Source organism: Streptomyces hawaiiensis, assembly GCF_004803895.1.
Taxonomy (GTDB): Bacteria; Actinomycetota; Actinomycetes; order Streptomycetales; family Streptomycetaceae; genus Streptomyces; species Streptomyces hawaiiensis.
The window spans coordinates 897,394-921,225 of the sequence record NZ_CP021978.1 but is presented as its reverse complement, the minus strand read 5'-3'; the positions used below and the strand labels follow the sequence as shown (position 1 = coordinate 921,225).

The 23,832-nt window shown below is 66.9% G+C and carries 16 protein-coding genes and 1 pseudogene; 3 read left to right on the top strand and 14 right to left on the bottom strand.

The window, feature by feature from the left end; all coding sequences use genetic code 11:
* Window positions 1–449 precede the first annotated feature (449 nt).
* The 3 genes from CEB94_RS04295 to CEB94_RS04285 form a co-directional block, all read right to left on the bottom strand.
* Window positions 450–1,319, bottom strand: a complete 870-nt coding sequence (locus tag CEB94_RS04295) for an SGNH/GDSL hydrolase family protein (RefSeq protein WP_175430887.1) — start codon at window positions 1,317–1,319, stop codon at window positions 450–452.
* Between the two features lie 35 nt (window positions 1,320–1,354).
* Window positions 1,355–2,425, bottom strand: coding sequence for a rhamnogalacturonan acetylesterase (locus CEB94_RS04290; RefSeq protein WP_246111713.1), 1,071 nt, complete (start codon window positions 2,423–2,425; stop codon window positions 1,355–1,357).
* A gap of 69 nt (window positions 2,426–2,494) precedes the next feature.
* Window positions 2,495–3,553, bottom strand: a complete 1,059-nt coding sequence (locus CEB94_RS04285; RefSeq protein WP_175430886.1) for a glycosyl hydrolase 53 family protein — start codon at window positions 3,551–3,553, stop codon at window positions 2,495–2,497.
* 603 nt (window positions 3,554–4,156) lie between these two features.
* Here CEB94_RS04285 and CEB94_RS42160 point away from each other — a divergent pair.
* Window positions 4,157–5,321 (top strand): annotated as a pseudogene (locus CEB94_RS42160) (rhamnogalacturonan lyase family protein).
* A gap of 261 nt (window positions 5,322–5,582) precedes the next feature.
* Here the strand turns inward: CEB94_RS42160 and CEB94_RS04275 are convergent.
* From CEB94_RS04275 to CEB94_RS04240, 8 genes are all read right to left on the bottom strand, one after another.
* On the bottom strand, window positions 5,583–6,821 hold the full coding sequence (locus CEB94_RS04275; RefSeq protein WP_175430885.1) for a glycoside hydrolase family 5 protein: 1,239 nt from the start codon (window positions 6,819–6,821) through the stop codon (window positions 5,583–5,585).
* A gap of 242 nt (window positions 6,822–7,063) precedes the next feature.
* Window positions 7,064–7,948, bottom strand: a complete 885-nt coding sequence (locus CEB94_RS04270; RefSeq protein WP_175430884.1) for an alpha/beta hydrolase family protein — start codon at window positions 7,946–7,948, stop codon at window positions 7,064–7,066.
* A 529-nt stretch (window positions 7,949–8,477) separates the two neighbouring features.
* Window positions 8,478–9,479 carry a PaaX family transcriptional regulator gene (locus tag CEB94_RS04265; protein WP_246111712.1) on the bottom strand — a complete coding sequence of 334 codons (1,002 nt, stop codon included), beginning with the start codon at window positions 9,477–9,479 and terminating at the stop codon, window positions 8,478–8,480.
* Window positions 9,480–10,053: 574 nt separating this feature from the next.
* Window positions 10,054–11,016, bottom strand: coding sequence for a DUF6807 domain-containing protein (locus tag CEB94_RS04260; RefSeq protein ID WP_175430882.1), 963 nt, complete (start codon window positions 11,014–11,016; stop codon window positions 10,054–10,056).
* The gene (locus tag CEB94_RS04255; protein WP_175430881.1) at window positions 11,013–12,128 is read right to left on the bottom strand and encodes a Gfo/Idh/MocA family protein; all 1,116 of its coding nucleotides are present in this window, start codon (window positions 12,126–12,128) and stop codon (window positions 11,013–11,015) included. Before CEB94_RS04255 ends, CEB94_RS04260 begins: the two co-directional genes overlap by 4 nt.
* Window positions 12,129–12,215: 87 nt before the next feature.
* Window positions 12,216–13,520, bottom strand: coding sequence for an ABC transporter substrate-binding protein (locus CEB94_RS04250; RefSeq protein WP_175430880.1), 1,305 nt, complete (start codon window positions 13,518–13,520; stop codon window positions 12,216–12,218).
* 102 nt (window positions 13,521–13,622) lie between these two features.
* Complete coding sequence (locus CEB94_RS04245) at window positions 13,623–14,519, bottom strand: carbohydrate ABC transporter permease (protein WP_175430879.1); 897 nt, start codon at window positions 14,517–14,519, stop codon at window positions 13,623–13,625.
* On the bottom strand, window positions 14,512–15,423 hold the full coding sequence (locus tag CEB94_RS04240) for a carbohydrate ABC transporter permease (protein WP_381106598.1): 912 nt from the start codon (window positions 15,421–15,423) through the stop codon (window positions 14,512–14,514). The genes CEB94_RS04245 and CEB94_RS04240 overlap by 8 nt, the downstream gene beginning before the upstream one ends.
* A 238-nt stretch (window positions 15,424–15,661) precedes the next feature.
* Here CEB94_RS04240 and CEB94_RS04235 point away from each other — a divergent pair, with 238 nt between their 5' ends.
* Window positions 15,662–16,651: a LacI family DNA-binding transcriptional regulator gene (locus tag CEB94_RS04235; RefSeq protein ID WP_218945888.1), complete on the top strand. Its 990-nt coding sequence runs from the start codon at window positions 15,662–15,664 to the stop codon at window positions 16,649–16,651.
* 136 nt (window positions 16,652–16,787) lie between these two features.
* On the opposite strand, the gene CEB94_RS04230 is transcribed toward CEB94_RS04235, so the two are convergent.
* The gene (locus CEB94_RS04230) at window positions 16,788–17,498 is read right to left on the bottom strand and encodes a cupin domain-containing protein (protein ID WP_175430877.1); all 711 of its coding nucleotides are present in this window, start codon (window positions 17,496–17,498) and stop codon (window positions 16,788–16,790) included.
* Between the two features lie 129 nt (window positions 17,499–17,627).
* Between CEB94_RS04230 and CEB94_RS04225 the strand changes: the two genes are divergently transcribed.
* Entirely contained in the window at window positions 17,628–18,272 is a 645-nt protein-coding gene (locus tag CEB94_RS04225) for an SGNH/GDSL hydrolase family protein (protein WP_175430876.1), read from the top strand.
* Between the two features lie 160 nt (window positions 18,273–18,432).
* Here the strand turns inward: CEB94_RS04225 and CEB94_RS04220 are convergent, their stop codons facing one another.
* Both CEB94_RS04220 and CEB94_RS04215 read right to left on the bottom strand, forming a co-directional pair.
* Entirely contained in the window at window positions 18,433–20,685 is a 2,253-nt protein-coding gene (locus CEB94_RS04220; RefSeq protein WP_246111711.1) for a right-handed parallel beta-helix repeat-containing protein, read from the bottom strand.
* Between the two features lie 582 nt (window positions 20,686–21,267).
* Window positions 21,268–23,748, bottom strand: a complete 2,481-nt coding sequence (locus CEB94_RS04215) for an RICIN domain-containing protein (protein WP_246111710.1) — start codon at window positions 23,746–23,748, stop codon at window positions 21,268–21,270.
* Window positions 23,749–23,832: the final 84 nt, after the last annotated feature.

Sequence of the window (23,832 nt, the reverse complement as noted above, 5' to 3'; positions counted from 1 at the left end):
AGGAGGCTCAGCACCGCCGCCGACACGCTGCACACATCGCTGCCCACGAGCGCCGGTGCGGACCTCATGGCCCACAGGACGAAGTGGCCGCGCAGCTCCGTGTCCGTAAGCCCGGGCGGCCGACCTCCGGCATGCCCCGGCCGTTGATTTCGGTGATCCACGCGAACGCGGCCACTGTGGTCGCCGATGATGGCCTTGGGCGAGCACCAGTCGTACGTGAGGCAGCCCAGGCCCGAAGCGGCGAACTGGCGGGCGTCCTGCGTGTGCCCGGTCGCACCCTCGCCCTGGCCTCCTTCTTCGTCGCACGCCGCGGCCTGGTCGGAGCCAAGCCGTTTCCGTACGCCATCGTCAGGTTCAGGTAGGGACGACTGCGTCCTCGGTCTGCTGCACCGCCGTCGTTGAGGCCACCCGCGAACCGACCGGCCTCGGTTCGCGCCCACCGCCGCGTGCTACGTGAGATACGCGGCGAGCGGGAGGTTCTGGCGGCGCACGTCACCGGCGACGAGCCCTGCGACCCGCTGGGCGCCGTAGGTGTCGAAGTGGGTGTGGTCGTTGCAGAAGAAGGTGCCCAGGGGGCCGCTGCCTCCGTAGTCGCCGTTGTTCGGGCAGAAGTGCAGACTGTTGTAGAGCGAGACACTGAGCGTCTGCAGGTCGATGACGGGCGCCCTGGTGACGGCGCCGGCGGCGAGGGTCTGGGTGACAAAGCCGCGGTTCTTGGTCGCTGTGCCGCCGGAGCAGGTGATGGCGGCCACCGGGGTGAGCAGCACCGGGTGCGCGCCCCGGGCCAGGGCGGCCTGCGCCATCTGGGTCATCAGCTGTTGGTACCGGGCCGGGCCGACGTGCCGGGGGCAGGTCGAGGAGGAGTCATTGATGCCGAACTGGATGAACAGGTAGTCACCGGCCTTCATTCCGGTGGTCGAGTTCAGCATCGCCTGCCAGCGGGACGAGTACGTGGTGGATGTGAGGCGGCACTCACCGTCCGAGCCCTTGGTGCCGCTCACGTTCCCCTCGTACAGCCACGTCTGGATGCTGCGGCCTCCGACGGCCTGGTTCTTGACGGTCACTTCGCTGTTGAACAGGGCGTCGAACTGGCTGCCCCAGCCGACCGGGCACCGGCCGGAACTCGGGTTGGCCATGGTGGAGTCGCCGGCCAGCCACACGGTGACCGGCGCGGCGACCGCCCGTGCGGCCGGGGCCTGGGCGCGGGAGGCACTGGTGCAGTCCGTGGCGACGCGGTCCGCCGCGGATGCGGCGCTGACACCGAGGCTCGACAAGGCGATCACGAGCGCGGTCGTGATGAGAATCCGTAAGTTCCTCAACGGGTCCCTCCTTGGGACTGGCGCCGGGCGTTCGGTCAGCGCAGGTACGCGGTCAGGGGCAGGCGCTGCTCGCGGATGCTCTGGAGCACCAGCCCGCCCATCTGGCTCGCGCCGTACTGCGAGAAGTGGGTGTTGTCCGTGACACCGTCGACGGATGAGCGCAGGAAGAGCTGTGCGGAGGCGGACGGGCCGAGGGACTCGACCAGCGTCTTGCTCTTGGTGGTCAGATCGATCACTGGCACGTTCTGCGCCGTGCCGACCGAGCGCATCTCGGCGGGCAGGTTCACTCCGAGGCCGTTGACGTGCAGTGCTGTGGGCGTGAGCCGGCTGCCGTTGAACTGGCGGCGGACCGGCGGGGTCACCAGAACGGGAACGCCGCCCTTCGCACGGACCTGCGTGATCATGGAGGTGAGGTTGCTCCGGAAGGCTGACGCGCTGGTTTGCTTGTCGTTGTGGCCGAACTGGATGAAGACCGCGTCGTTTGCCTTGACCTTCGGCAGCAGGGCCGGGAAGAGCGCCGAGTTCCTCAGGAAGCTGCCCGAACTCTCCCCCGAGTCGGCGTAGTTGGCGACGGACGCTCCGGGACCCACCGCCGGCGTGATCATCTGGCCCCATCCCGTGTACGGGGCCACGGGCTGGTCGCACACGGTCGAGTCGCCGGCCAGGTAGGCGACCAGCGGCTGGGTCGCCGGTTTCACCGAGACGGCCGACACCTGCGGGTTGGTCCCCGAGAACCGGATGTCCAGACCGGGGTTTCCGGTGCCGCCCTGGCCGGTCGGCTGCCCCTCCGGCTGCCGCACGTTGACCGTGAACGAGTACGTGGCGGCGGCACCGGCCGCCGTCTTCGTCGCCGGAAGCGTCAGGCGCCGGGCCTCCACCCACATGTCGGTCTCGGCGGCACCGGCACCGCCGATGGAGACCGTCACGTCGTAGTTGCCGGGTGAGACCGCGTAGTGACACTTGATCGGCGCGGTGCCGGAACAACCGGCCGGCAGCGCCCGCGTGGCGGCATCGGCATGCGCCGCACCGGTGCCGACCAGCGTCGCGAGGGTCAGCAGACCCACTGCTCCCAGTCTGACCCCGTGCCCTTCGAGACTCGATGTCATGCTCATTACAATCACTAATCCCAGTCCTTGACCGGAGAGTTGCCCGGGTTGAGGTTCATGGCCCGCCGCTCAGGCCTGGGTGAAGCCGTTCATGATCGCGGTGGGCCGCTTGCTGGAGGAGTCCCAGGCGCCCATGTTGTAGCCGGTGAACGGGGACATGCACTCCGGCTCCCAGTAGAAGATGCCCTGCCCGCCATTGGCCTTGAGGGCCTTGATGTAGGCGACCAGCGCGGCCTGGGTGGAGGAGGCACGGTCCACCCGACCACCGAACTCGCTCTGCAGGAACGGTTTGCCGTAGGCGTCGGAGATCTTCTTCATGTTCGCCACGATCCCGGGGGCGAGGTCGGCGCTGCCGTAGGACGAGAACACCGACATGTCCCACTTGCCGCCGCTCGCCGCGTAGCGGCTGAAGAACGTCGTCATCACGTCGTACTTCTGCGGCTGGGCCAGGTGGATACACACGGCCGAGTTCGGTGACACCGCCTTGACCTGGGCGTAGGCAGCGTTGAGCAGCCCCGTCATCTGCGCCCCGTTGGAGACGCTGCCGACCGGGCGGCAGATCCCGCTGTTGATCTCGTTGCCGATCTGCACCCAGGTGGGTAGCACGTCGTTGTTCCTCATGACCGTCATGGTCTGGTTCACGTACGTGCCCATCGCGGTGCGCATCTGGCTGTAGCTCATGTTCCGCCAGGCCGCGGGCGGGTTCTGCACGCCGACGGAGTTCCAGGTGTCGCCGAACATGTAGTCCAGCATGATCGACATCCCGGCGGCCTTGACCCGCTTGGCGAAGGCGGCCACCTCGTTGATGCCGCAGTGCCCGTTGGCCGGGTCGTTGGACGGGTTGACGAAGGTGCGCAGGCGTACGGCGGTGATGCCGTAACCCCTGAGGATCGTCAGCACATCCTGGGTCTGCCCGCCGGCGTTCTTCCAGGAGTAGCCGCGCGCCTCCATCTGAGGTGCCCAGCTGATGTCGACGCCCTTGACGAAGCTCGCCGCGGCCTCGGCAGGCGTCTCGAGTTCGGCGAACGCGACAGCGGTGGCGAGCGCCCCGGCGGTGGCGGTGGTGGCCTTGAGCAGGGTTCGCCGGCTGATGTGTCCGGCAACTGGTGTGGGGGGTTGCGGGGACATGCTCGGTCCTTTCCTTCCGTCGTTCGCAGGGGGAGACGTCGCGGTCGGCGGAGAGCGGGTCAGTGAGGAAGAGACTTCCAGGAGCGAGGCGGGTGATTGGGGCAACTGGCTCTCACGCTTGAGGAGTTGGTGTAGCCGCGTGCGATCCGGCCGATGAGCCTCCCTCGGTGTGGCAGCAACTAAGGCAGGAGTGCTTACGAGCGGCACGTGTCGAAGGGCGCGGCCGTGGCATGCCAGGGACGCTCCTCCAAGTCTGAACTGTGAGCGATCACAGAGGTGTTGGCGACGTATGTGCGTAATCGCATCACAACGAACTTGAGGTGCATCACGCAGCTTCTCGATCGGGCACGAAGCTGTCAACCATTGCTCACCAATCCATGGAAGAAGCAGTGCGATCCTGTGGGTGGGGGTACGCCGCGCCTCGGCCGTGAGCTGTCTGAAGCAGCGGGAGTCGGCGCAGTTCAAGTGCCTTTTAGAAGGAATGCAGCGACGGGGCGAGGCTGCGCACGGAACATCTCGTTGACTCGCATCCGAACATGCGTGAACAGAAAAGCCCAACAGAATGCTTGACGGGCCATCAGTGAACATCTATCTTCCCAGCGAATGGGAACGTTCCCACATCTGTGGTTGGACCGCCTGCCCCGCGATCTTCATACCCCCAACACCGGAGGTCGTAGTGACCGTCCCGCACCGGCGTCCGCGCACCGCATTGCGCCCATGGCGATTCCAACGCAGGTCAAACAATTGGCTGTTCGGCGGCCTGACGGCCGCCACCGCACTGACCCTTCCCGCACTCACCGGAATACCGCAGACCGCGCACGCCGCGACCGCGCGGCAGGTGGAACGCCTCGACCGGGGCCGGACGCGATGCACGTGGGCGACCTCGACCCGCCCCGGCCGGGTCTGGAGGAGTTCAAGGTCGACGAGGACAGCTCCAAGCCGTCCTCCTGGATGGCGGACGCGAGGACCGGCCAAGTCCTCTGGTCCACCCCGGCCGGCGGTGACAACGGCCGGGACGTGTCCGGTGACATCTGGTCCGGCAGCGCGGGCGCAGAGTCGTGGTCGTCGCTCGTGAGTGGCGTCCGCAACCCCAAGGGCGCGGTGGTCGCCAGTCGTAAGCCCGACCCAGCAACTTCCTGGCGTGGTGGGACGGCGACACTACGCGCGAACTCCTCGACGGCACCGACATCGACAAGTACGGCACCTCCGGCCGACACCCGCCTGCTCACCGGCGCCGGGGTCCACTCCGACAACGGCACCGTCGACGCCGTCCTTGTCCGGCGACATCCTCGGCGACTGGCGCGAGGAAGTCATCTGGCCGACGTCCGACAACACGGCCCTGCGGATCTACTCCACGCCGTACCAGACCAATACGCGGATCACGACCATCCTCCACGACACCCAGTACCGCACGGCCCTGGCCTGGCAGAACACTGCCTACAACCAGCCCCCCGCACCCCAGCTCCTTCATCGGCAGCAAGATGCCTACGCCACCCCGCCCCACCGTCGCGCTGCCGAACAGTCACTGAGCTGGACAGCGGTGTGCGGTTCCGGTCGGGCTGGGCGAGCCGGATCAGATGGTCCCGTTCCTCCTCGGCCAAACGCAGTGCGTGGGCCACGGCGGCCATCACCTCGGTCGACATGGTTTCGCTGTAGCCCTGTTCCAGGCGTGCGTAGTACGCGTATGACACTCCCGCCAGCTCCTCGCGCCGCAGGCCGGGTACCCACCGCCGCTCGTATGAGGGCAGGCCGATGTCCTCCGGATTGAGCCGGGCTCTGAGAGACCGCAGAACTCCTGAGCGCGACACACCGGCCAGCCCGGCAGACACCTCCTCATCGGTCGATACACGTGAAGACATCGCTGTCCTCCGTTTGTCAAACGTGCTCCCAGATGCGGAGCAGCGTAGCTTCTCCGGCTGGTCGACGCGCAGTTGACGAGATCGCACACCGTGTGGCATCACCACTCGGCCCAACTGCGCGCCCACGAGGTATGTAGAGGTATGTACCCGTCGCCGGGACTCGGGTCCTGCTACGTGCCGGACGGAAGGCCGGAGGCGGCGACACTGCCGCTGACGCCGGTCATGATGGCGTTGATGATGCCCTGCTGGGTGATCGTGAGGGAGCGCCGGTTGAACAGCCCGAACCCGTACCGATCGGTTGCACCGTTGTCCCAGTAGATGGAGGCCGCGCCGTACTTCTTGGCGGTGGCCGCGACGGCCCGTGCGAAGTCCGCGCGATACCTGTTGTTCGACGAATCGAAGGATGACTTGTCGATGGCGCCGTATTCGCCCACCACCACCGGATACCCCTTCGTGACGAATACGTCGCGCATCGTCTTGAACTGCGCGTCCAGATAGTCCTCCTGTCCCCAGGTCGACGTCCTCGACGGGTTGGTCGCTGCTCGGCCCCATTGCGTGATGGTGCCGCTCTCCTCCCCGGCGAAGTCCCACGGGCTGTAGTGGTGAACGGAGATCATGATCCGCCGCTCATTCGCGGGAATGGAGGGGGAGCGGTATTGGTCGGACGGAAGCGCGAAGCCGTAATTCCCGGCGGTGTAATCGATGTTCGTGTTCCAGCCGGCCACGAGCAGCCACCTCGAACTGTTGTTGCCGCCTGTTTTGCGCACGGTGTCCACGAAGATCTGGTTGTAGCTGTTGATGTTTGAGTAGCACGGTTGGGTCGGACGGCCGTACTGCCCGTCGAACTCTTCGTTCATGGACTCGAGGATCAGGCGCTGGTCGTAGTTCTTGAACCTGTTCGCGATCTGCTGCCAAGCTTTCTCGTACTTGGCCTTGATCGTCGCCTGGGAGGGGGAATCGCAGATCAGCCAGGAGCCGTTGACGCTCTTGTACCCGTCGCCGTGCATGTTGATCAGTACATGCAGGCCCCTGTTATAGGCATAGTTGACGACTTCTTGGACTCTGTTCAGCCAGGCGGCGTTGATCGTGTAATTCGGGCCGGACCCTATGTATCCCAGGTAGGAGACCGGGATCCGGATCGTCTTGAACCCCGCCGCCTTTACTTTGTCGATGAGGGCCTGCGATACCGTCGGCTGGCCCCACGCTGTTTCACTGGGGTATCCGTTGGTGGTGGCTTCGAGTTGGTTCCCCAGATTCCAACCCGCGCCCATGTCGGCCACGATCTGCGAAGCGCCTGACTGTGCCACGGTATCGGCCGATGCCTGATGCGCCGCGCCGTACACAGATGCGGCAACTGCCAACAGGACGGCAAGGAAAATGACTCTGATCTTCCCTGCTAGTGAAACCATGAACTTTCCTCTCTTGCGTCCTTGAGGGTGTCGGACCCCCAAGTGGACCTATCTGTACGAGTGGGAGCGGCCGGAGCCGCCCGCTGTTCGGGCGGTGGTGCCCACGCTGGCCTGGAAACGAACACAGTCGAGTGCGCGGCGGCTGACCTCGCGGGCGTCCGTGGGCGGCCACGCACCCTGCACGGTCCGGATGCGCGGCGATCACGGCAGACCCGCGCACCCGGGCTATGCCTGGTTGCTCCTCAGCTCAGGGCGGATTCCCAGGTGGTCGTGCTGGATGCGGCGTCGGCGCTAAGGCGGTCGCGGGCCCCGGTGTCGCCGTAGAGGCTCCACCGCATCCAGTCCACGGAGGTGTTGACGGTGCGGGAGTCGCCGAAGTAGTTGCTGTGCCCGGCGCCGCGGAAGGTCAGGAACGCCTTGGCGGCGGGCAGTTCCCGGTACGCCTGGCGGGCGGAGGAGATCGGGCACGTTCCGTCCCGGTCTCCGTGCGTGAACAGGACCTTGGTGCGGACCGACGGGCTCGGGTTGCCCATGTCCACACAGGACATGGGGATCGCGGCGGTGATCCGTGCGTCCGGCCAGGCCGTGAGCAGGCCGTGGGTGGTCATGCCGCCCATCGAGTGGCCGGAGACACCGACTCCGACTGCTGTGTTGAGGTGGCCGGCCAGCGGGTCGCTCGCCGTGTTGAGGGCGAGGGTCCGGGTGATGACCTCGGAGACGTCCTTGGACTGGTTGCCGTTGTAGACGTCTTGGCCACTGAGGTCGGCGAAGTGGGGGGCGGGGACGATGAAGCCGGCCTCGGCCAGGGGGCGGATGATCGCCAGGGACTTCTGCGGGCTGCTGCTGAAGCCGTGCATGAACTCGCAGACCGGGAAGACGCCCTGGGCGACGGGGGCGTTGGTGACCGGGGAGCCGCCGGGGGCGCCGGTGGCGGGGTAGTAGACGTAGGTGGTCCACCGGCGGCTGCCGCGGCTCCAGGCGTACTGGCGCACGCCGACCGCGAACCGCTGGGTCGGAGCTCCCGCCCGCGCGGTGGCACCTGCCTGGCCCGTGCCGAGCAGGGACATGCCTACGCCTGCGGCTCCGACCGCGCTCAGGGTCAGGAAGCTACGCCGTTGCATGGTCATGAAGACTCCTGGTGTGGGGGGTGTGCGGAGCGCTGCTCGGTCAGGCGCCGGGAAGAGACGTCGGTGATGCCGCGGCGGTGAGGCTGACCCTGGTGGTGGGGGGAGTGGTCGTGGGGGTGGTCAGGTCGGCGAATCGCGCACGGTGGAGGACGTTCCGGTCCTGCCCGTGGTGGTCATCGGCGTGGTGTGGCCTTGCTGGCAGAGACGCGGCGAGCCGCTGAACACCGGCCGAACCGTGACTCATTGTGGGAGCGGCCCTCCGCGCCCACCTGCCCGCCCGTCTGATGGGGAGGTGTTGATTCTGCGGAAGCGGAGCAGGGGTGTGCCTCTCCTTCCACTCGTCGTGTGCTGCACCTCTGGGAGCGTTCCCACATCTCTTGCAACAGGTACATTCCCGATCGGGTGCCGATCTGTCAATCATTGGCGCCCAACTCTGTTGTCTTCGACGCGGATTCGACAGATCGCAGGCGCTGGAGGCACGGTGTGACGCCTTCGAAGCCCGCCCGATCACACTCGCGGCGGCCTGCCGTCAGCCGTGGCCGATACCCGCACTCATGCCGGCGATCGTATGGGCCCTGATGTCGGGGTGCGGCCCCTGCGCGAATCTGGTCACTACGGAGCGGACATGGTCCTGGGCCGGCTGGAGCAGGCCGTCGTACACCGCGACGCAGACTTCCCGCGCCCGTGAGCGGGGCCAGCCGGGCGGCAGCAGACCGATGGGGAGCAGCGGGTCCAGAATGGGGAAGTGCCGGTAGGCGTGCATGACCTCGGTCCGTGCGCGCACCGCGTCGGCACCGGTGACGCGGTCGGTGCTGATGTGCGCAAGCAAGCCGCTCCAGCGGTCGATGAAAGCCTGGTAGTGCTCGGCGATGCCGGGCAGGTCCCACGCTTCGACCGGGTTGCGGTCGGCCTCCGTGTCCAGTTCCTCCTGCCGTGCGCGGAACACGGTCACCGCTCCCCGCGCCAGGTCGGCCACCTCGATCCGCCCCTTGGGGGTCAGGGGATGAGGCGACACCCAGAGCGCGTCGTACAGCGGCGCGAATCCGCGCCACCGCAGCGCGGTGCGCAGCGCGCGCCGCCGCGTGCTCTCCTGTTCCGGGACGGAGAAGGCGATCAGTGTCCACCGACCGTCCCATGAGTCGGGTTGGGTGGTGAAGGTGGCGATCGAACTGGCGCCGCTCCACAGATCGACGGCGGCCTGCGATGTCAGCCGGTAGGAGCTGTACCGCCCTTGCCGGCTGCTCTCCAGCACCCCTCGGCGCATCAGCCTGCTGATCGTCGTACGGGCGGCACCCGCGGTCACGTTGAACTCTCCGAGCAGTGCCACGATCGCCGCCGACGGCAACCACGCCCGGACGGGGAACGTGTAGTCGGCGATCAATGTCACCGTGAGTCCCTGCGGCGATACGTCGCTTTGCCAGCCGGGCGACCGCATGGGGCCGGCGGCACCGTCACCCTCGTCGGAGAAGATCTTCTCGAGGTGGGACAGGTTCGGCAAGGTCGGCTCCGACGCGGTGGACAGGGTCGGCACCACTGTAACGGTTGTGAAATCGCCGGGTGCAGCTCCGCCGCGATTGCTCCACCAGGCGGGATCTCCGCGCGCAGGCGAAGGCGCCCCGGCAGCGCCCAGGTGTGTAACACCGGTGTACTGGGAGCGTGACGGCAGCGAACAATCGTCCTTGGCACCGTGCTTGCGGGGCCGCGGCGCGTTGGGCGATCTGGGCGTTCGTCATCGTCAATGTGGTGGTCGTCGAGGGGCTGTTCCTCAGCGCCGGGTCGGGCAAGAACGAGGTGCTGGCCGTCGCCCTTCGTGACGACTCGCCACTACGGCGAAGTGGAGGCGGCCTGGACAGAATCGACCCAGTGCAACGTCAACGAGGTTCTGGAACTACTTGGGGCGAAAAGTGACACAGGCGGGGGCCGTCCTGCGTTCGAGCGGACAATCAGGGCCGCCATCGTGCTCGTACGTGTCTGGTACTGCCTCGCTGACGTTCGCAGGCACTTGCGGCTACGGCGATCGCAGCAGCCGGGGTAGTGAAGAAGGCGTGCACTCCCTGGTGAGCGGGGAGTGCACGCCGGGGGGTTGCACAGCGAGCAGGGGCGGATCACTCCGTCCCGAAGCGCCCTGCAGAGGATTCTGCGGCATGTGCGGACGGCGTACCCGACGGTGTGAGCACCCGGCGTACCGCGTCGGCGAGTGCGGGAGCCGCGCTCGCGTCGGCATCGGCGATCCCGACGCCGTAGCGGAACCGCACGGTCGCACCGTCCTCGACGGTCAGCTCCTCGCTGAAGAACGGTGCCGGGTTGAGGCAGGCGAACTCCTCGGTCCGGGCGAACCACTGCGGCGGGTGACTCGGGTTGGCCGTGTCGTCGAGCATGAGTACGAGCGACTGCGCGTCCGTCTCGTCGTGGCGGCCCGCGAAGCCCATCCACTCCATGCGCCGCCCACGGACCTCGTCGCCACCCATGCCTTCCTCGGTCACGAAATGTCCGCCGGTGAATGACCGCGGGCCACGCCAGAACAGGCCGCCGTAGCCGGCGTTCTCCCGTCCCTTGGTGGTCGGCGATCCCATGGCGACGGCCGTTCCGGAGACGTTCGTCATCCGCGTCTCGAACGTCAACGCCCAGGCGTGCGGGGAGATCAGGCTCGCTCGCAGCGTCCTGCGTTCGGTGAAGAAGAGCGCGCCGGACTGGGTGGTCCAGTCCAGATCGTGAGTGAACGTCGCCGCTCCGTCGGTCCTGTCCAGGTCGACCACTCGGCGGTGGGCCTGGGTTCCGTTGTTCTCCAGCTGGACGTAGAAGCGTCCGTGGATGTACGTGGGACCGCCCCAGAAGTTCTCCTCGCCGACGTGGGGCAGGGACCAGGCGATGCCCTTGTGCCACACGTGGTCGTGGGGACGGAACAGGCTGACCACCTTGCCGGCCCGGGTGCGCAGGGGGTGGATGTAGGGCTTGGGCGATTCCAGCTGGACGGTGTCCGGCTGGTACACGTAGCGGAACAACTCGGTGCCGCCGTCGCGTACCGTGACCGAGGTACCCAGGTCGTGGCGGATCTCAAGAGCGTTCATACGAGGGCCTCCTTGACCGGTTCCCACGGCACGGCGCCGCCGTCCATGCTGAGCGCGAACGGGTCCTCGTCGGTCAGTTCGCCCGCGGCGACGGGGACACCGCGGAAGGCGGAGGCGTACGTCGCCGCCGCGAACTCCAGCGTGCGGCGCGCGTCTTGCAGACAGACGCCGGGTTCCTTTCCGGTCTCCCAGGCGTCGAACACGGCCTCGATCTGGAGCCTGTGGCCGCTCGGGACGTCCGGCTCGTCACCGTCGGTCCAGAGGTCCGAGAGATCCTCGCGGCCGGGGGCCGGCGTGAACCGCCAGTGTTCCTCGCGGTAGCCGTAGAGGTGTTCGAGTTCGACCGTGGCGTGTTCGAAGTCGAAGCGCAGACGCGAGGTCTCCCGGGGGGACAGCAGGGAGTTGACCACCGTGGCGAGGGCCCCGTTGTCGAACCGGACGGCGGCGATCGAGACGTCCTCGGTGTCCGTGGGCCGGGCCTGGCGCTCGGCGAGTGCGGTGATCTGGGACCAGGGGCCGAGGACCGACAGCATGAGGTCGAACTGGTGGATGCCGTGTCCCATCGTGGGGCCGCCGCCCTCGACGTCCCAGCGACCCCGCCACGGCACCTCGAAGTACGCGTCGGGCCGGTACCAGAGGGTCTCGCAGGTGGCGACCAGTGGCCGGCCCAGTGCGCCGGAGCCGGCCAGCCGGCGCAGGCGTACCGCCGCCGCGCCGTAGCGGTGCTGGAAGACGGTCAGGACCTTGGAGCCGGTCTCTTCCTGCACCGTGGCCAGTTGGTCCATCTCGTGCAGGCTCAGTGCCGTCGGCTTCTCCACCAAGGCGGTGACGCCGGCCCGCATCACCGTGGTTGCCAGCGGTACGTGGGTCTGCGGGGGCGTACAGATGTGTACGAGATCGAGGTCTTCGCTCTCCAGCAGAGCCTGCGGGTCGTTGAAGACGTGCGGCACGGAGAATCGGTCGGCGAACTCGGCGGCACGGGTGGGGTCGAGGTCGGCGACGGCGACCAGCCGGGCGCGTTCGGAGAGTTCGGTGAGGGCTTCGGCATGAGCGTGGGCGATACCGCCGGTGCCGATGATGGCCACGCGGTACGGCGGCCGGGGGCTGGGCATGGGTGTTTTCTCTCTCTTGGTTTCCTGACCCACTTCTCGTGGGGCTCCCGGGGGCCGTGGGCAGCGGCGACGGCCCCCGGAAGGAGGTCACTTGGCGGCGTCGATCTCGCCCTGGAGCTCCTTGATGAAGGCCTTCGCGGCGGCGTCGGGCGAGGTCTTCTTGAAGTAGACCTCCTGGCTGTAGCGCTGCAGCTCCGGCTCGATGCCGCTTCCGCCGTTGGGGGTCACGACCGGCGACTCACCCGGGGTCACGGCGTTCATGTAGTCGGCCGCCGCCTTGTCGGTCCCGGCCAGAGTCGGCTGGAGGTGCTTCAGCATCTCCTTGTTGGCGGGGATTCCGCGCTCCGTCTTGAGGATGTCGGCGGCCCTCTGGTCGTTGAGCACGAAGTTGACGAACGCGGCTGCCTCGGCCGGGTGCTTGCTCTGGCTGGAGACCGCCCAGTACATCGAGGGCTTGAAGAAGTTCGCCTTGGTGTTGCCGACGCGGGGCATCTGCAGCAGTTGCACCTGGGCGCCCGTGGCCTGCTGGATTGCGGTGATCTGGGTGTTGTACACCCCCATCATGGCCGCCTTGCCGGTGGCGAAGCTGCCGGCGGTGACACCCGCGGTCAGGTCTTCGACCATCGTCGACGCCTTGACGCTGGCCCCCGAGGAGGTCAAGTCCAGACCGTACTTCCACATCCCGGCGAGCGTCTCGGGCTTCAACGAGACGTTGCCGTCCTTGTCGAAGAGGTTTTCACCGTGCTGACGAGCCCAGTACTTGACATCGCCGGCGGAGAAGCCGGGTGCGCCGGCCGCACCATGTATCTTGCCGCCACTCTTGTCCGTCAGCTCCTTCCCGATCTTGGCGTAGTCGTCCCACGTCCACGTCTTGTCGTCGGGAACCTTCACGCCGTACTTCTTGAACAGGTCGGTGTTCACAAGGATGGACAGGACGCCGACGCCGACGGGAAGCGCGTACTGCGTTCCGTTGACCTGTCCGGTGGCCAGGGCCTGGTCGTCGAACTGTGACGTGCTGAGGAGCTTCTTGGCCTTGCCGAGGTCGTACAGCGCTCCGCGGTCGGCGTACGACGCGAGGTACAGCTCGTCCATCTGGACGACGTCGGGAGAGTCCTTGGCCGCGGTCGTCGTGGCGAGGGCGTCCCAGTAGCCGTTCCAGTCCTTGTACTGGCCCTTGACCGTGATGTTGGGGTACTTCTTCTCGAACGCCTTGATGACCTCGTCGGTGAGCTGGGCGCGGGCGTCCGCTCCCCACCAGGTGGCGCGGATGGTGACCGGCTTGTCGCTGAGGTCGGGAGCGGATCCGGTGCTGCTGCCGGAGCAGGCGGTCAGCGCGAGCGAGAGTGAGGCGACCGCTCCGATCGCGACGCGTCTGAAGGGGCTGGCTTTCATGTGCTTCTCCTGTGCCTGATGGGTGGGTCAGGTTGATGGCTGCGGTGTTCCCGAGTGGTCATGACTCGGTCGCCTCCGCATGTCCGGCAGTAGCCCCCGCAGTCACTTGCCGCCGGTGGTCGCGATGCCTCGCAGCAGGAAGCGCTGTCCAGCGAGGAAGACGAGGAAGACGGGTACGAGCGACACGACACTCATGGCGAACACCGAGCCCCAGTCCGTCGCGGTCTGCTGGTCGACGAAGGTGCGCAGCGCGAGAGGCGTGGTGTACATGTCCGGGTCGGTCAGATAAATGAGCTGGGTGTAGAAGTCGTTCCAGGTCCAGATGAAGGTGAAGATCGCGGTGGTCGCCAGCGCCGGGACCATCAGCGGGAGGATGAGGGAGAAGAAGATCCGCGCGTGCCCGGCTCCGTCGATCCGTGCGGCCTCGTCGATCTCGCGCGGGATGCCCCGGATGAACTGCACCATCAGGAAGATGAAGAAGGCGTCGGTCGCCAGGAACTTCGGCACGATCAGGGGCAGGAACGTGTTGACCCAGCCGAGCTCCGAGAACAGGACGTACTGCGGCACGATGATCACGTGGATCGGCAGCATGATGGTGACGAGCATGACGGCGAACCAGACGCGCTTCGCCCGGAATTCCAGCCTCGCGAACGCGTATGCGGCCAGGGAACAGGCGAGGAGGTTCCCGAGGATCGCGCCGGTCACGACGATCGCTGAGTTGATCATGTAGTGGCTGAACGGTTGGGAGAAGGCGTTCCAGCCGTTGCTGTAGTTCTCGAAGTGCGGGTGTGTCAGGGCGAGTCCCGCGCTGCGGAAGATCTGGTTGTTGGGCCGCAGCGAGCTGACCACCATCCACAGGACGGGGTAGAGCATCGTCAGGGCGCAGAGAGCCAGCAGGCAGTGTTTGAGAGGGGCGCGCACCGCGCGTCTGATCCGGCGTATCGCGTGGGGGCGGGGGGCGGGCAGCGCGGGGGGTACGGCTGTGGTGCGGTCAGTCATCGTAGAACACCCAGTACTTTGAGGCCCAGAAGTTGACGGCGGTGAAGGCCGCGACGATGAGGAGCAGGACCCACGCGAGCGCGGACGCGTACCCCATGTCGAAGTGGCCGAACCCGCGCTGGTACAGGTACAGCGAGAAGAAGAGGGTGGAGTCGGCGGGCCCTCCGGTACCGCCGGAGACCACGAAGGCCTGGGTGAAGGTCTGGAAGGCGTGGATGATCTGCAGCACCAGGTTGAAGAAGATGATGGGTGTCAGCAGCGGAATGGTGATGCTGCGAAACTGGCGCCAGCGCTTCGCGCCGTCGACGGAGGCCGCCTCGTAGAGGGAGGTCGGAATCTGCCGCAGCCCGGCGAGGAAGATCACCATGGGGGAGCCGAAGGTCCAGACGTTCAGGACGACGAGGGTCGACAGCGCCGTTCCCGGCTCCGAGATCCAGCCCTGCCCCTGGACACCGACGAGGGCCAGGGCCTCGTTGACAAGGCCGTTGGTCCCGAACATCGCGCGCCACAGCACGGCGATCGCCACGCTGCCGCCGATCAGGGACGGCAGATAGAAGACGGAGCGGTAGAAGGCAAGACCCCGTACTCCCTTGTCCAGCACCAGGGCGAGCCCGAGGGCCATCGCCAGCTGCAGCGGGACGGAGACGAGGACGTAGCTGAACGTAACTTCGAGCGACTTGTGCAGACGCTCGTCATCGAGCATGCGCGTCCAGTTCTCGACTCCGTTGAACTGCGGCGGCTGCAACAGGTTGTACTTGGTGAAGCTGAGGTAGAGCGAGGCCAGCATCGGGCCGAGAGTGATCCCGAAGAGCCCGACGAACCATGGCAGTAGGAAGAAGAACGCCGCCTTGTTCTGCTGTCGCGCGCCCTTTTGGGACCCGCGCAGCCGGCGTAGTTCGTTGATGGAGCTCACGGCACTGCTCCCTTGAGCGGCGGCATCGGCACACAGTGGTGCGGGCCCGTCCCGGGCCGCGCGTCACCCAAAAAGTGATCGTTCACTTTGCGGGTTGCGAGGACCATAGTGAACGATCACTTTTTGCGTCAAGAGTGTGTAGTCTCTGACTTCACCGAACGTCGGCGGAAGGTGGGGGAAGCGGATGGACGGCGCTGACGCAGCGCGACGACGGCCTACGATCACCGATGTGGCGCGGCTCGCCGGTGTGTCACCCCAGACGGTGTCGCGGTATCTGCGGTTCAACGGCGGGCTGAAGCCCGCGACCCTGGAACGCGTGGAGAAGGCCATACGCGAACTCGACTACCGCCCCAACCTGGTGGCGCGGTCGATGCGCACACGGAAGACCGGACGGCTGGCGATCCTCATGCCCGCCATGGCCTTCAACCCCTCACGCATGCTGGCGGGTGCCAGCGCGACGGCGCAGGCCGCAGGGTTTTTCGTGGATGTCGTGAGCGCCGGGGGCGGCGTACGCGCGAGGAGTGACCGCCTGCTGGAGCTCGCAGACTCGGGACAGTACGAGGGCATCCTCTCCCTCGCTCCCGTGCTTCCCGCCGTGGAGAGCAAACTGCACCAGAGGACGGCCGTGGTGATCTCGGCCGACTTCGACGACGAGATGCGAGGCATCGGGCAGCTGGCCGACGCCACGCCTCTGGTGCGGATGATCGAGCACTTGGTGGCGCTCGGTCACTCCCGGTTCCTCCATGTGGCGGGCGACGCGCAGTTCGCCTCCGCGAGGGCGCGCAAGCAGAGCTATCTGGAGACCGTCGAACGCCTCGGGGCCGAATCCGTCGGGGTCTTCGACGGAGACTGGTCGGGAGAGTCCGGCATCGAGGCGATACGGTCGCTCCCGAGCCATGCGCGGCCGACCGCGGTGATCGCGGCCAACGACCTCGTCGCAGCCGGCGTCGTCCGGGGCGCCCGGGAGCGCGGCTGGGACGTGCCCGGCGACCTCAGCGTGACCGGTTGGGACAACGCCGGGGTCGGACAGTTCATGACCCCGTCACTGACCACCGTCGACGTGGAGCTCGAACAACTGGGCAGTACGGCCATGGCCAAGCTGATCGCGGGTCTGAGGGACAGCCCGCCCGAGACGACTGAGGGCTCCCTGTTCCGGATCGTCTGGCGGGAGTCGACGGCCGAGCCGCCGTCGGCAGGGCGTCTCAGCCGCAGGCGGTGACCAGCGCCGCTGCCGGAGTGGGCGCGGAGCAGGCGGACCGTGTCCGTCCCCTGCGCCTGCACCGCCCATCCGGCCCGGCCGTGGGTGCGGGCCGAACCGGCCGCGCACGCCGCGCGTCCTCAGGTGCGCATCGCCCTCAGTTCGCGTAGACGTCGAGCCGGCCACACATCCCGAACTTCCCGCGGGCAGCGGGCTGTTCAGACCTCACGGCGGCATCTGCGAGGTGGGGGGATTCCCCCCGCTCCAGCCAGTCGAGCTGCGCCCCGGTGGCCGCGGCGGAGGCCTCGGCACCTTGTCGCCACCGCTCGCGCCACTCGGCGATGCGGGGCCGTACGAGCGCGGCGGCGGCACGGTGGAACGCGGCCAGGGCCTGTGGCCCCTCGGCCTCCCGAAGTGCCCGGTAGCCCTCCAGAGCGAGGTCCCGCCGGGCCCGAGCGGCGCGCTCCTGCTCCTCCTCGGGCGCGTCGGCCGGGATGGCGGTGGCGCGGGCGTACGTCTCCGGATCGGTCAGGTACCGCGGGGGCAGCGTGAGGACTGCGTCCCCCGCCTCCGGCAGCCCGCTGTTCTGCATCAGAACGGTGATCCGCAGATCACCCTCGTTGACCAGCCGGTGGATGGTGCCCGGCGTGAACCAGGCGACCGTGCCGGCCTGGAGCGGAGTGACCTCGTACCCGGAAGCGGTCAGCGTCTGCACGGCCCCGCGTCCGCCGGTGACGGCGTAAGCCTCTGAACACGCCAGGTGCATGTGAGGCGTGCCGCCGCACGCCCCGTCGGCGGCAGGCCAGTCGTACACCGACAGATGCGAGATGGCGACGCCCCCGGGCAATCCGGTGTTGGTTGTGCTCATGTGTGTGTCAACACTCCAGTTCAGTACAGTAAGCGCTTTCTATCCCTCTTAATTTACGTGCCAGTCGCCCAACTCGTCAATGTTCTGTCTACAATCAGACCCGAATAGCGAAGCCGTAAGGAGGACGATGTGAACAATGGTTTGGCAGGTAAGAGCGTCTATGCCTTCGGTGACAGCATTGTGTACGGACATGTGTACCCGCACAGTTTCGTGGACGTAGTTGCAGAGCGCGAGGGCATGTCCCTCACCAAGTTCGCCCGGAACGGCGCGACCGTAGGCGCCGACCCGCATGCTTCCGGAGGACAAATACTCACGCAGGTCGAGCAAGCGACCGACATCGCGCCGGACTTCGTCATCTTCGACGGAGGCACCAATGACGCGCAGTCCATTTTCCGGGACCGCGCGTACACGCTCAGCACCTACGCGGAAGAGTTGGAGAAGACGCTGCACGTCATGGGGCGGAAATGGCCGACCGCCCGCATCGTGTACGTCGCCGCCCACAAGCTCGGTTCGCGGGACTGGGACACTCAGGTGGCGCTGCGCGAGGCGACCCTGCAAGCCTGCCGCAAGTGGGACGTCGCCGTTGCCGACGTCTTCGGAGAGACCGCGTTCGACACGCGCGATGACACCCAGCGTGCGAAGTACACATTCGACGACCTGGTCAACGGTTTCCCTGGCACAGAGGGATCGGGAACACATCCCAATGAGGCGGGTATCGCCACTTTCTATGTGCCGGTGGTGAGCGCCACGCTGCAGCAGATTTCATCACGTTGATCAGTCGACAATCGAATCTGCCTGGCCGATATTGGCCAGGCAGATTCGATTCCTCATTTTCATGACGTCATCCTGAGCTGAGCATCATGGCGGACGAGGAAGCGCTTACCGGGTCGGCAAACTTACCGAAATGCTCACACCACCACACTGGCCCTGGCTTTCACTGGCCGAATCCGGTGCCGCGCGAGATCCGGACGTCGTCCATGTGCACCGCCCCGCGCTCACCCCCGTTCGAGTACCACGCGACCTTCGCGACCCCCGGCATCGAGGTGCGGAACGCCGCGTCGTTCAGCACGCGATGGCCGTCGATGTCCAGGTCGAAGCGCTGGTTCACGGTGTCCACGGTGAGCGTGACCCGGTACCACTTGCCATTGGTGTACGTACCGATCACGGAGTCCGTGGTTCCCTGATACGCGTGGATCTGGCCGCGGGCGAAGGCGACGCTGACGGCTGGGGCACCGCTGGCGTTGTACACGTAGGGCAGCCCGAACCAGCCGGCCTGAGTGTCGTTGCGCATCACCTGCGTGTCGATGGTCACCACGCCCTGCATCGGGGTGCTGAAGAGCCGGGCGAGGTTGGTTCCGTCGGTCCCGCCGCCTTCGATGGTGCGGGTCAGCCGGACGCTCTTGTCGGTGGCGGACGGCGTCTCCACCACGGAGACGTCGTTGTTGGTCGAGATGACTCGCCACCCGTTGGTCCCGTTGGCGAGCGCGCCCGTGGCCAGGCCGTCGAAGGTGTCCGTGAACGCGATGTTGGGCGCGCCGCGTTCGAAGGCACCGATCTCCGGACCGTTCCCGATCGGCACAGGAGACCCGGCGTTGTCGAGGCCCCCGTTGCCGGTGACCGTGGCTCCGGCGTCGACGAACACCGAACCCGACTGGAGCGCGAAGTTCGCCGCCGTGCCGAGCCTCGGACCGTTCTCGTCGCCGTACGGCCCCGTGACGGAGGCATTCACGAACTGCGGAGCGCCGACCACGGCGTTCGCGTCGGACGTGGGCACGGTCGTCAGGTTGTCCGAGTAGCCGTTGTTTTTGTAGGTGATGGTCGACTTTTGTACGAACGTGGGCGCGGACTGCCCGGAGACGAACAGGTTGTTGGTCAGCGTCGCCCTGCCGGAGACGCCGCCGGTCACCATGTTCGTCGAACTGGTGTTGGCGAAGGTGTTGTTGTAGATGTTCGCCACCGTGCCGCCCGTCTGCGACAAGTGGAGGTTCCACCGCGTGCTGCCGGTGATGACGTTGTAGCGGAGCACCACGCTGCCGAACTGGACGTTGGAGTTGCACGCGCAGAGCAGGATGCCGTCGCCGTTGTCGTGGAGGTAGTTGTACTGGAACAGCTGGTTGGTGGTGCCGATGTCGGGGTCCAGGGCATTCTGGTCGGCACCGCCCGACGAGAGGTGGGTACCCATGATCTCGTTGTGCTGGACGGTGACGCTGTCGGCCATGTTGGTCTCGACGCCGGAGACGCCGACCCGGTCGATCACGTTGCCTTCGACCAGTGCGCCCTTGACGCCGGTGAGGTAGATGCCGTTGCAGCCGAAGGGCGTGTTCGCCTGCGTGATGTAGTTGCCGCGGAACGTGACGTTGGTGTACGGGGTGAACCTCGAGTCGGTGGCAGTGGCTCGCTTGCCCCAGCCGGTGAAGACGGCACCTGGCGCGTCACCGGCGTACTGCTTCGTGACGATCCCGCTGAACGAGGTGTTCTTGATGGTGGAGTTCTCCACGGTGATGCCGTCGAGGACCGTGGGGGCACCGGGCGCGGTGATGTCCTGGACGCCGGTGAGGAAGGCGATGCCGCCGGTGTCCTTCGAGCGGTCCCAGCCCTGCTGGAAGGTGATGCCCGGCTTGTTGTCGGCGGTGCTGCCGCCGACCCACTTGACCTCGCCGGTGACGTCGTGCACGTCCACCGAGTCGATCACGAAGTGGTGCAGGGTCTGGCCGTTGTCACCGTGCACGCCGATGCCGCGGAAGTCGCCGAGTTTCGAACCGTCGGTCGTCCCCGTGGGCACCGCGTTCGACACGTCGAGGTTGCGGATCTCCCAGTACTGCTGGTTGTTCAGCCGCACCGCGTCGCCGACTGTGCCCTGGCCGGCGATCTTCGGCTTGGCGCCCGTTCCGTAGCTGTCGATGGCGATCGGGGAGCCTTCGGCGCCGGACCCCTTCGGCCACAGCTGCCCGGTCCAGCTGTCCCCGGACTCGAAGCGAATGGTGTCGCCGGGCTGGAACGTCTTCGCGTTCACCTTGCTCAGCGAGCGCCAGGGCGTGCTGCTGCTGGTTCCGGTGTTGCTGTCGTTGCCGCTCGCGCTCACGTAGTACGTCGTGCCCGCGGCGAAGGCCCGTTGCGCGGGGATGAGCACGATCGACGCGAGCACGACGGCCAGCGCACACAGTGCGGCGGCTGTCGCTCGTGACACAAGTCTTCGGTTTGCTGTCATTGTCCTCTTCTTGTCGTCTGTGGTGGTGAGGTACCGGCTCCTGTCGTGACGCCTCCAGCCGAGACGTCGCGTAACGACTCGGGGCGCTGGCGGCTCGGGACCGTACGGTGGACGCACCAACGGCTGCGCGACGACATGGGCACTGGTCCGGCCGGACACCCATCGGGGGCTGAGCTCTGCGGCGGCTCCAAGATCCGTGCTTCCTGTGTCACAGTGCCCTCCCGGATGTGCAGCGGGCCTTCGAGAACGTCATGCCTGCCCCTCGGAGCGCATCGGGAAAACGTATTCCGCGCAGTGTGCCCAGCGGTGATCGAGTGCGTCAAGGTTTCGAGCAGATGAACGTCAGCGTTGTGGAGACCCCTGCCGGAAAGTCGACGGCGCCATGCGACAGCGAGCCGTGCGGCAGCCCGGCTGCTTCGGTGAGGCCCTTGTCACTGGCTGCTCAACCCGTCGCCCCGGCGGGGGCCCAGCAGCGCAGGCGGATCTCATGGCTCCCGGCGCACGGGTGGGGCAGGCCGGGGGTCGGGCCTGCCCCACCCAAGGGCTCGGTTGCTCAGTCGGTCATGCCACCTTGACCAGCTTCCAGCGCTGGTTGCTGCCGCCGTTGGTGTACCACTGGTCGATGGGGGTGTTGTCGGTGGTCCCACCCTTGTACACGTCCACCTTGTACCCGTTCGACCGGGACTCGATGGTGTAGCTGCCGCTGTCGCCCGGGGCGATCAGCCACTGCTGGCTGACGCTCCCGCTGGGGGTCTTGAGCTGCAACTGGGTGCCGGGCCAAGTGGAAGCCGCGTTGACGTCGAGGGACTTGCCACTGGTGACACCCGTGATGGTGAGGTAGCCGCCGCTGGTGTAGGCCAGTTTCCACTGCTGGCTTCCGCTGTTCGCGTCGGTCTTCTGAACGACGGGCGTGCCGTCGCTGGTTCCACCGTTGTAGGCGGTGAGCACCTTGCCGGTGCTGACGCTGATGATCTTGTAGGTGCCGGACAGGTCGCTGACCGGCTCGTGGGTGACGGAGAAGTTGGAGTATTCGACGGGGTAGTAGCCGGCGGTGCCCAGGCCGGCCAGGCCCGCACCGTAGCTCGTGTCGGTGACCGTGCCGACGGTGTTTCCGTCGATCTTGGCGATGATCGTGCTGCCCTGGAAGGTCAGCGACAGGTTGTGCCAGGTGCCCGTGCCGGGAGCGGTGACGGTACCGCTGGCAAGGGTGGTCCAGTTCCACGCTTTGTTGCCGGCGGTGTCGGTCTTCAACAGCGACCAGGATCCGGTGTCGGACAGGCGCAGGTGGTAGGCGTTCATCCCCCCGGCGCTGAACTTCGTCTGGGTGCCGACACGGCCGAGGAGCTCTGCGGAGCTGCTGCTCTTCTCCAGCAGTACGTCGGAGCTGACCGTGTAGTTGCTCCAGCCGACGTCGCCCATGAGGGTGTAGGGCTGGAGGGCGTTCGTGGCCGGGTACCACCAGACGATCGGCTTCTGGGGTGCGGTCTGGCGCAGACACTGGCCGGTGCGGCCCCCGGTGCAGGGGGCGGCCTGGAACGCGCCGTTCATGGAGGCGAAGTACTTCGCCTCCTGCCCGGTGCTGTAGCCGGCGAAGGAGTCCGAGTAGGGCATGACGAGCCGGTTGCGCGCGGGCGAGGTGGCCGTTCCGGCACCCTGGCCGGTGGTGGTGGTCACGGTGTAGACGTGACCGGGGTCCAGGGTGAGGGTGTACGTGCCGTTGTTGGCGGTCAGGTCACTGTTCTGCACCATGCGCGGGGTGGCGCCGCCGGGCTGTGACAGGTCGGTGGACCACACGTGCAGGGTGCCGCCGGGCAGGCCGCCGGCGATGTCGAGGGTGACCGTCTGGGACGCGGTGGCGTCCATGGTCTCGAAGACGGTGCTCCAGGCGCTCTTGTCGGGCGCGGCGTAGCTGACGTAGCTGCCGTTGGCGCGGTCGCCGCCGAGGTAGCCGGAGGCGCTGTCGAGGTACTTCCAGCCGGGTGAGGTGAACTGCGTGGTCTGGGCGATGGACCAGGCGGTGCGGGAGACACTGTAGGCGCCGGACCACGGCTGGTTCGCGGTGACCAGGCCCTGGTCGTGGAAGTAGAGGTTCTGGTAGTCGGCGGCCAGCATGGGCCAGTTGATGTACGCGCTCATCTTGGCGTCGAGGTAGCCGCGGTTGATGGCACGGGCGACCGGGGCCGCCCCGGTCTCGGCGTTCTCCGAGCCGTTCTCGCTGGCCCAGAGCTGCTTGCCCAGCGACTGGGCGTCGGCGGAGGAGGAGCAGGTGGTCATCGCGGACGCGTACGTGCAGGGATAGTGCGCGCCGACGATGTCCACGGCGTTGTTCAGGGCGCTGTCGGTCTTCATGGCGGTGGCGATGTTCCAGTTGGTCTCATCGCTGCCGACCAGCTTGGTCGAGGTGTAGCCGTTCGCGGCCAGGGCCGACTTCAGGTTCTCGTAGAAGGAGGCGCTGTACGTCTTCTCGTTCTGGCCGCCGAGGTAGTCGATGCTCAGGCCGTGCTGCTTGGCGCAGCCCAACCAGTCGATCAGGTAGTTGATCCCGTCCGTCGAGTAGAAGTTGCCGTTCCCTATCCAGCCGGGGGCGCCCCAGGCCAGGGCGAAGAGCTTGATGTTGGGGTTACGGGCCTTGGCCTGCTCCATCAACCACCACTCGTAGCCGGCGTTGCAGTCGATGTCGTCCTTCGAGTGCTCGAAGCTGGCCTCGGAGCCGTCGGTTGAGTTGGTGTCGCCGCCGATCTCGACCTTGAGGATCTGCAGGGACGCGCCGTAGCCGGGCTTGAACAGGTAGTCCAGGATCTGGTTGCGCTGGCTGGACGGGTAGTCGACCAGGAGGCGGGTGTTGCCGCCGCCGCCGCTGATCGCGCCCACGCCGTCGAAGGTGCGTCCACCGCTGGTGCCGTCCACGGCGATGGCCGTGTCGGTGGCGGCATACGCGGGCGACACTGCTCGGCCGGTCAGCAGGGCCAGTCCCATGAGCAGGGCGGCCAGGGCCGCCAACCGTCTGATGTGCCTGTCAGGCAGCCCTATGACGTCGTGCACGGGAGATCCTCCTCGGAGGGGTGTGGGGGTTGTGAGGCTTGCACCGGGGACTAGGTCCGGTGCATCGCGCGGGATTGCAGAGGT

Bases quoted from the DNA above. Each gene is read 5' to 3' on its own strand.
- CEB94_RS04290 (WP_246111713.1), bottom strand. From the start codon at position 2,425: ATGACATCGAGTCTCGAAGGGCACGGGGTCAGACTGGGAGCAGTGGGT.
- CEB94_RS04285 (WP_175430886.1), bottom strand. From the start codon at position 3,553: ATGTCCCCGCAACCCCCCACACCAGTTGCCGGACACATCAGCCGGCGA.
- CEB94_RS04275 (WP_175430885.1), bottom strand. From the start codon at position 6,821: ATGGTTTCACTAGCAGGGAAGATCAGAGTCATTTTCCTTGCCGTCCTG.
- CEB94_RS04270 (WP_175430884.1), bottom strand. From the start codon at position 7,948: ATGACCATGCAACGGCGTAGCTTCCTGACCCTGAGCGCGGTCGGAGCC.
- CEB94_RS04260 (WP_175430882.1), bottom strand. From the start codon at position 11,016: ATGAACGCTCTTGAGATCCGCCACGACCTGGGTACCTCGGTCACGGTA.
- CEB94_RS04255 (WP_175430881.1), bottom strand. From the start codon at position 12,128: ATGCCCAGCCCCCGGCCGCCGTACCGCGTGGCCATCATCGGCACCGGC.
- CEB94_RS04250 (WP_175430880.1), bottom strand. From the start codon at position 13,520: ATGAAAGCCAGCCCCTTCAGACGCGTCGCGATCGGAGCGGTCGCCTCA.
- CEB94_RS04245 (WP_175430879.1), bottom strand. From the start codon at position 14,519: ATGACTGACCGCACCACAGCCGTACCCCCCGCGCTGCCCGCCCCCCGC.
- CEB94_RS04230 (WP_175430877.1), bottom strand. From the start codon at position 17,498: ATGAGCACAACCAACACCGGATTGCCCGGGGGCGTCGCCATCTCGCAT.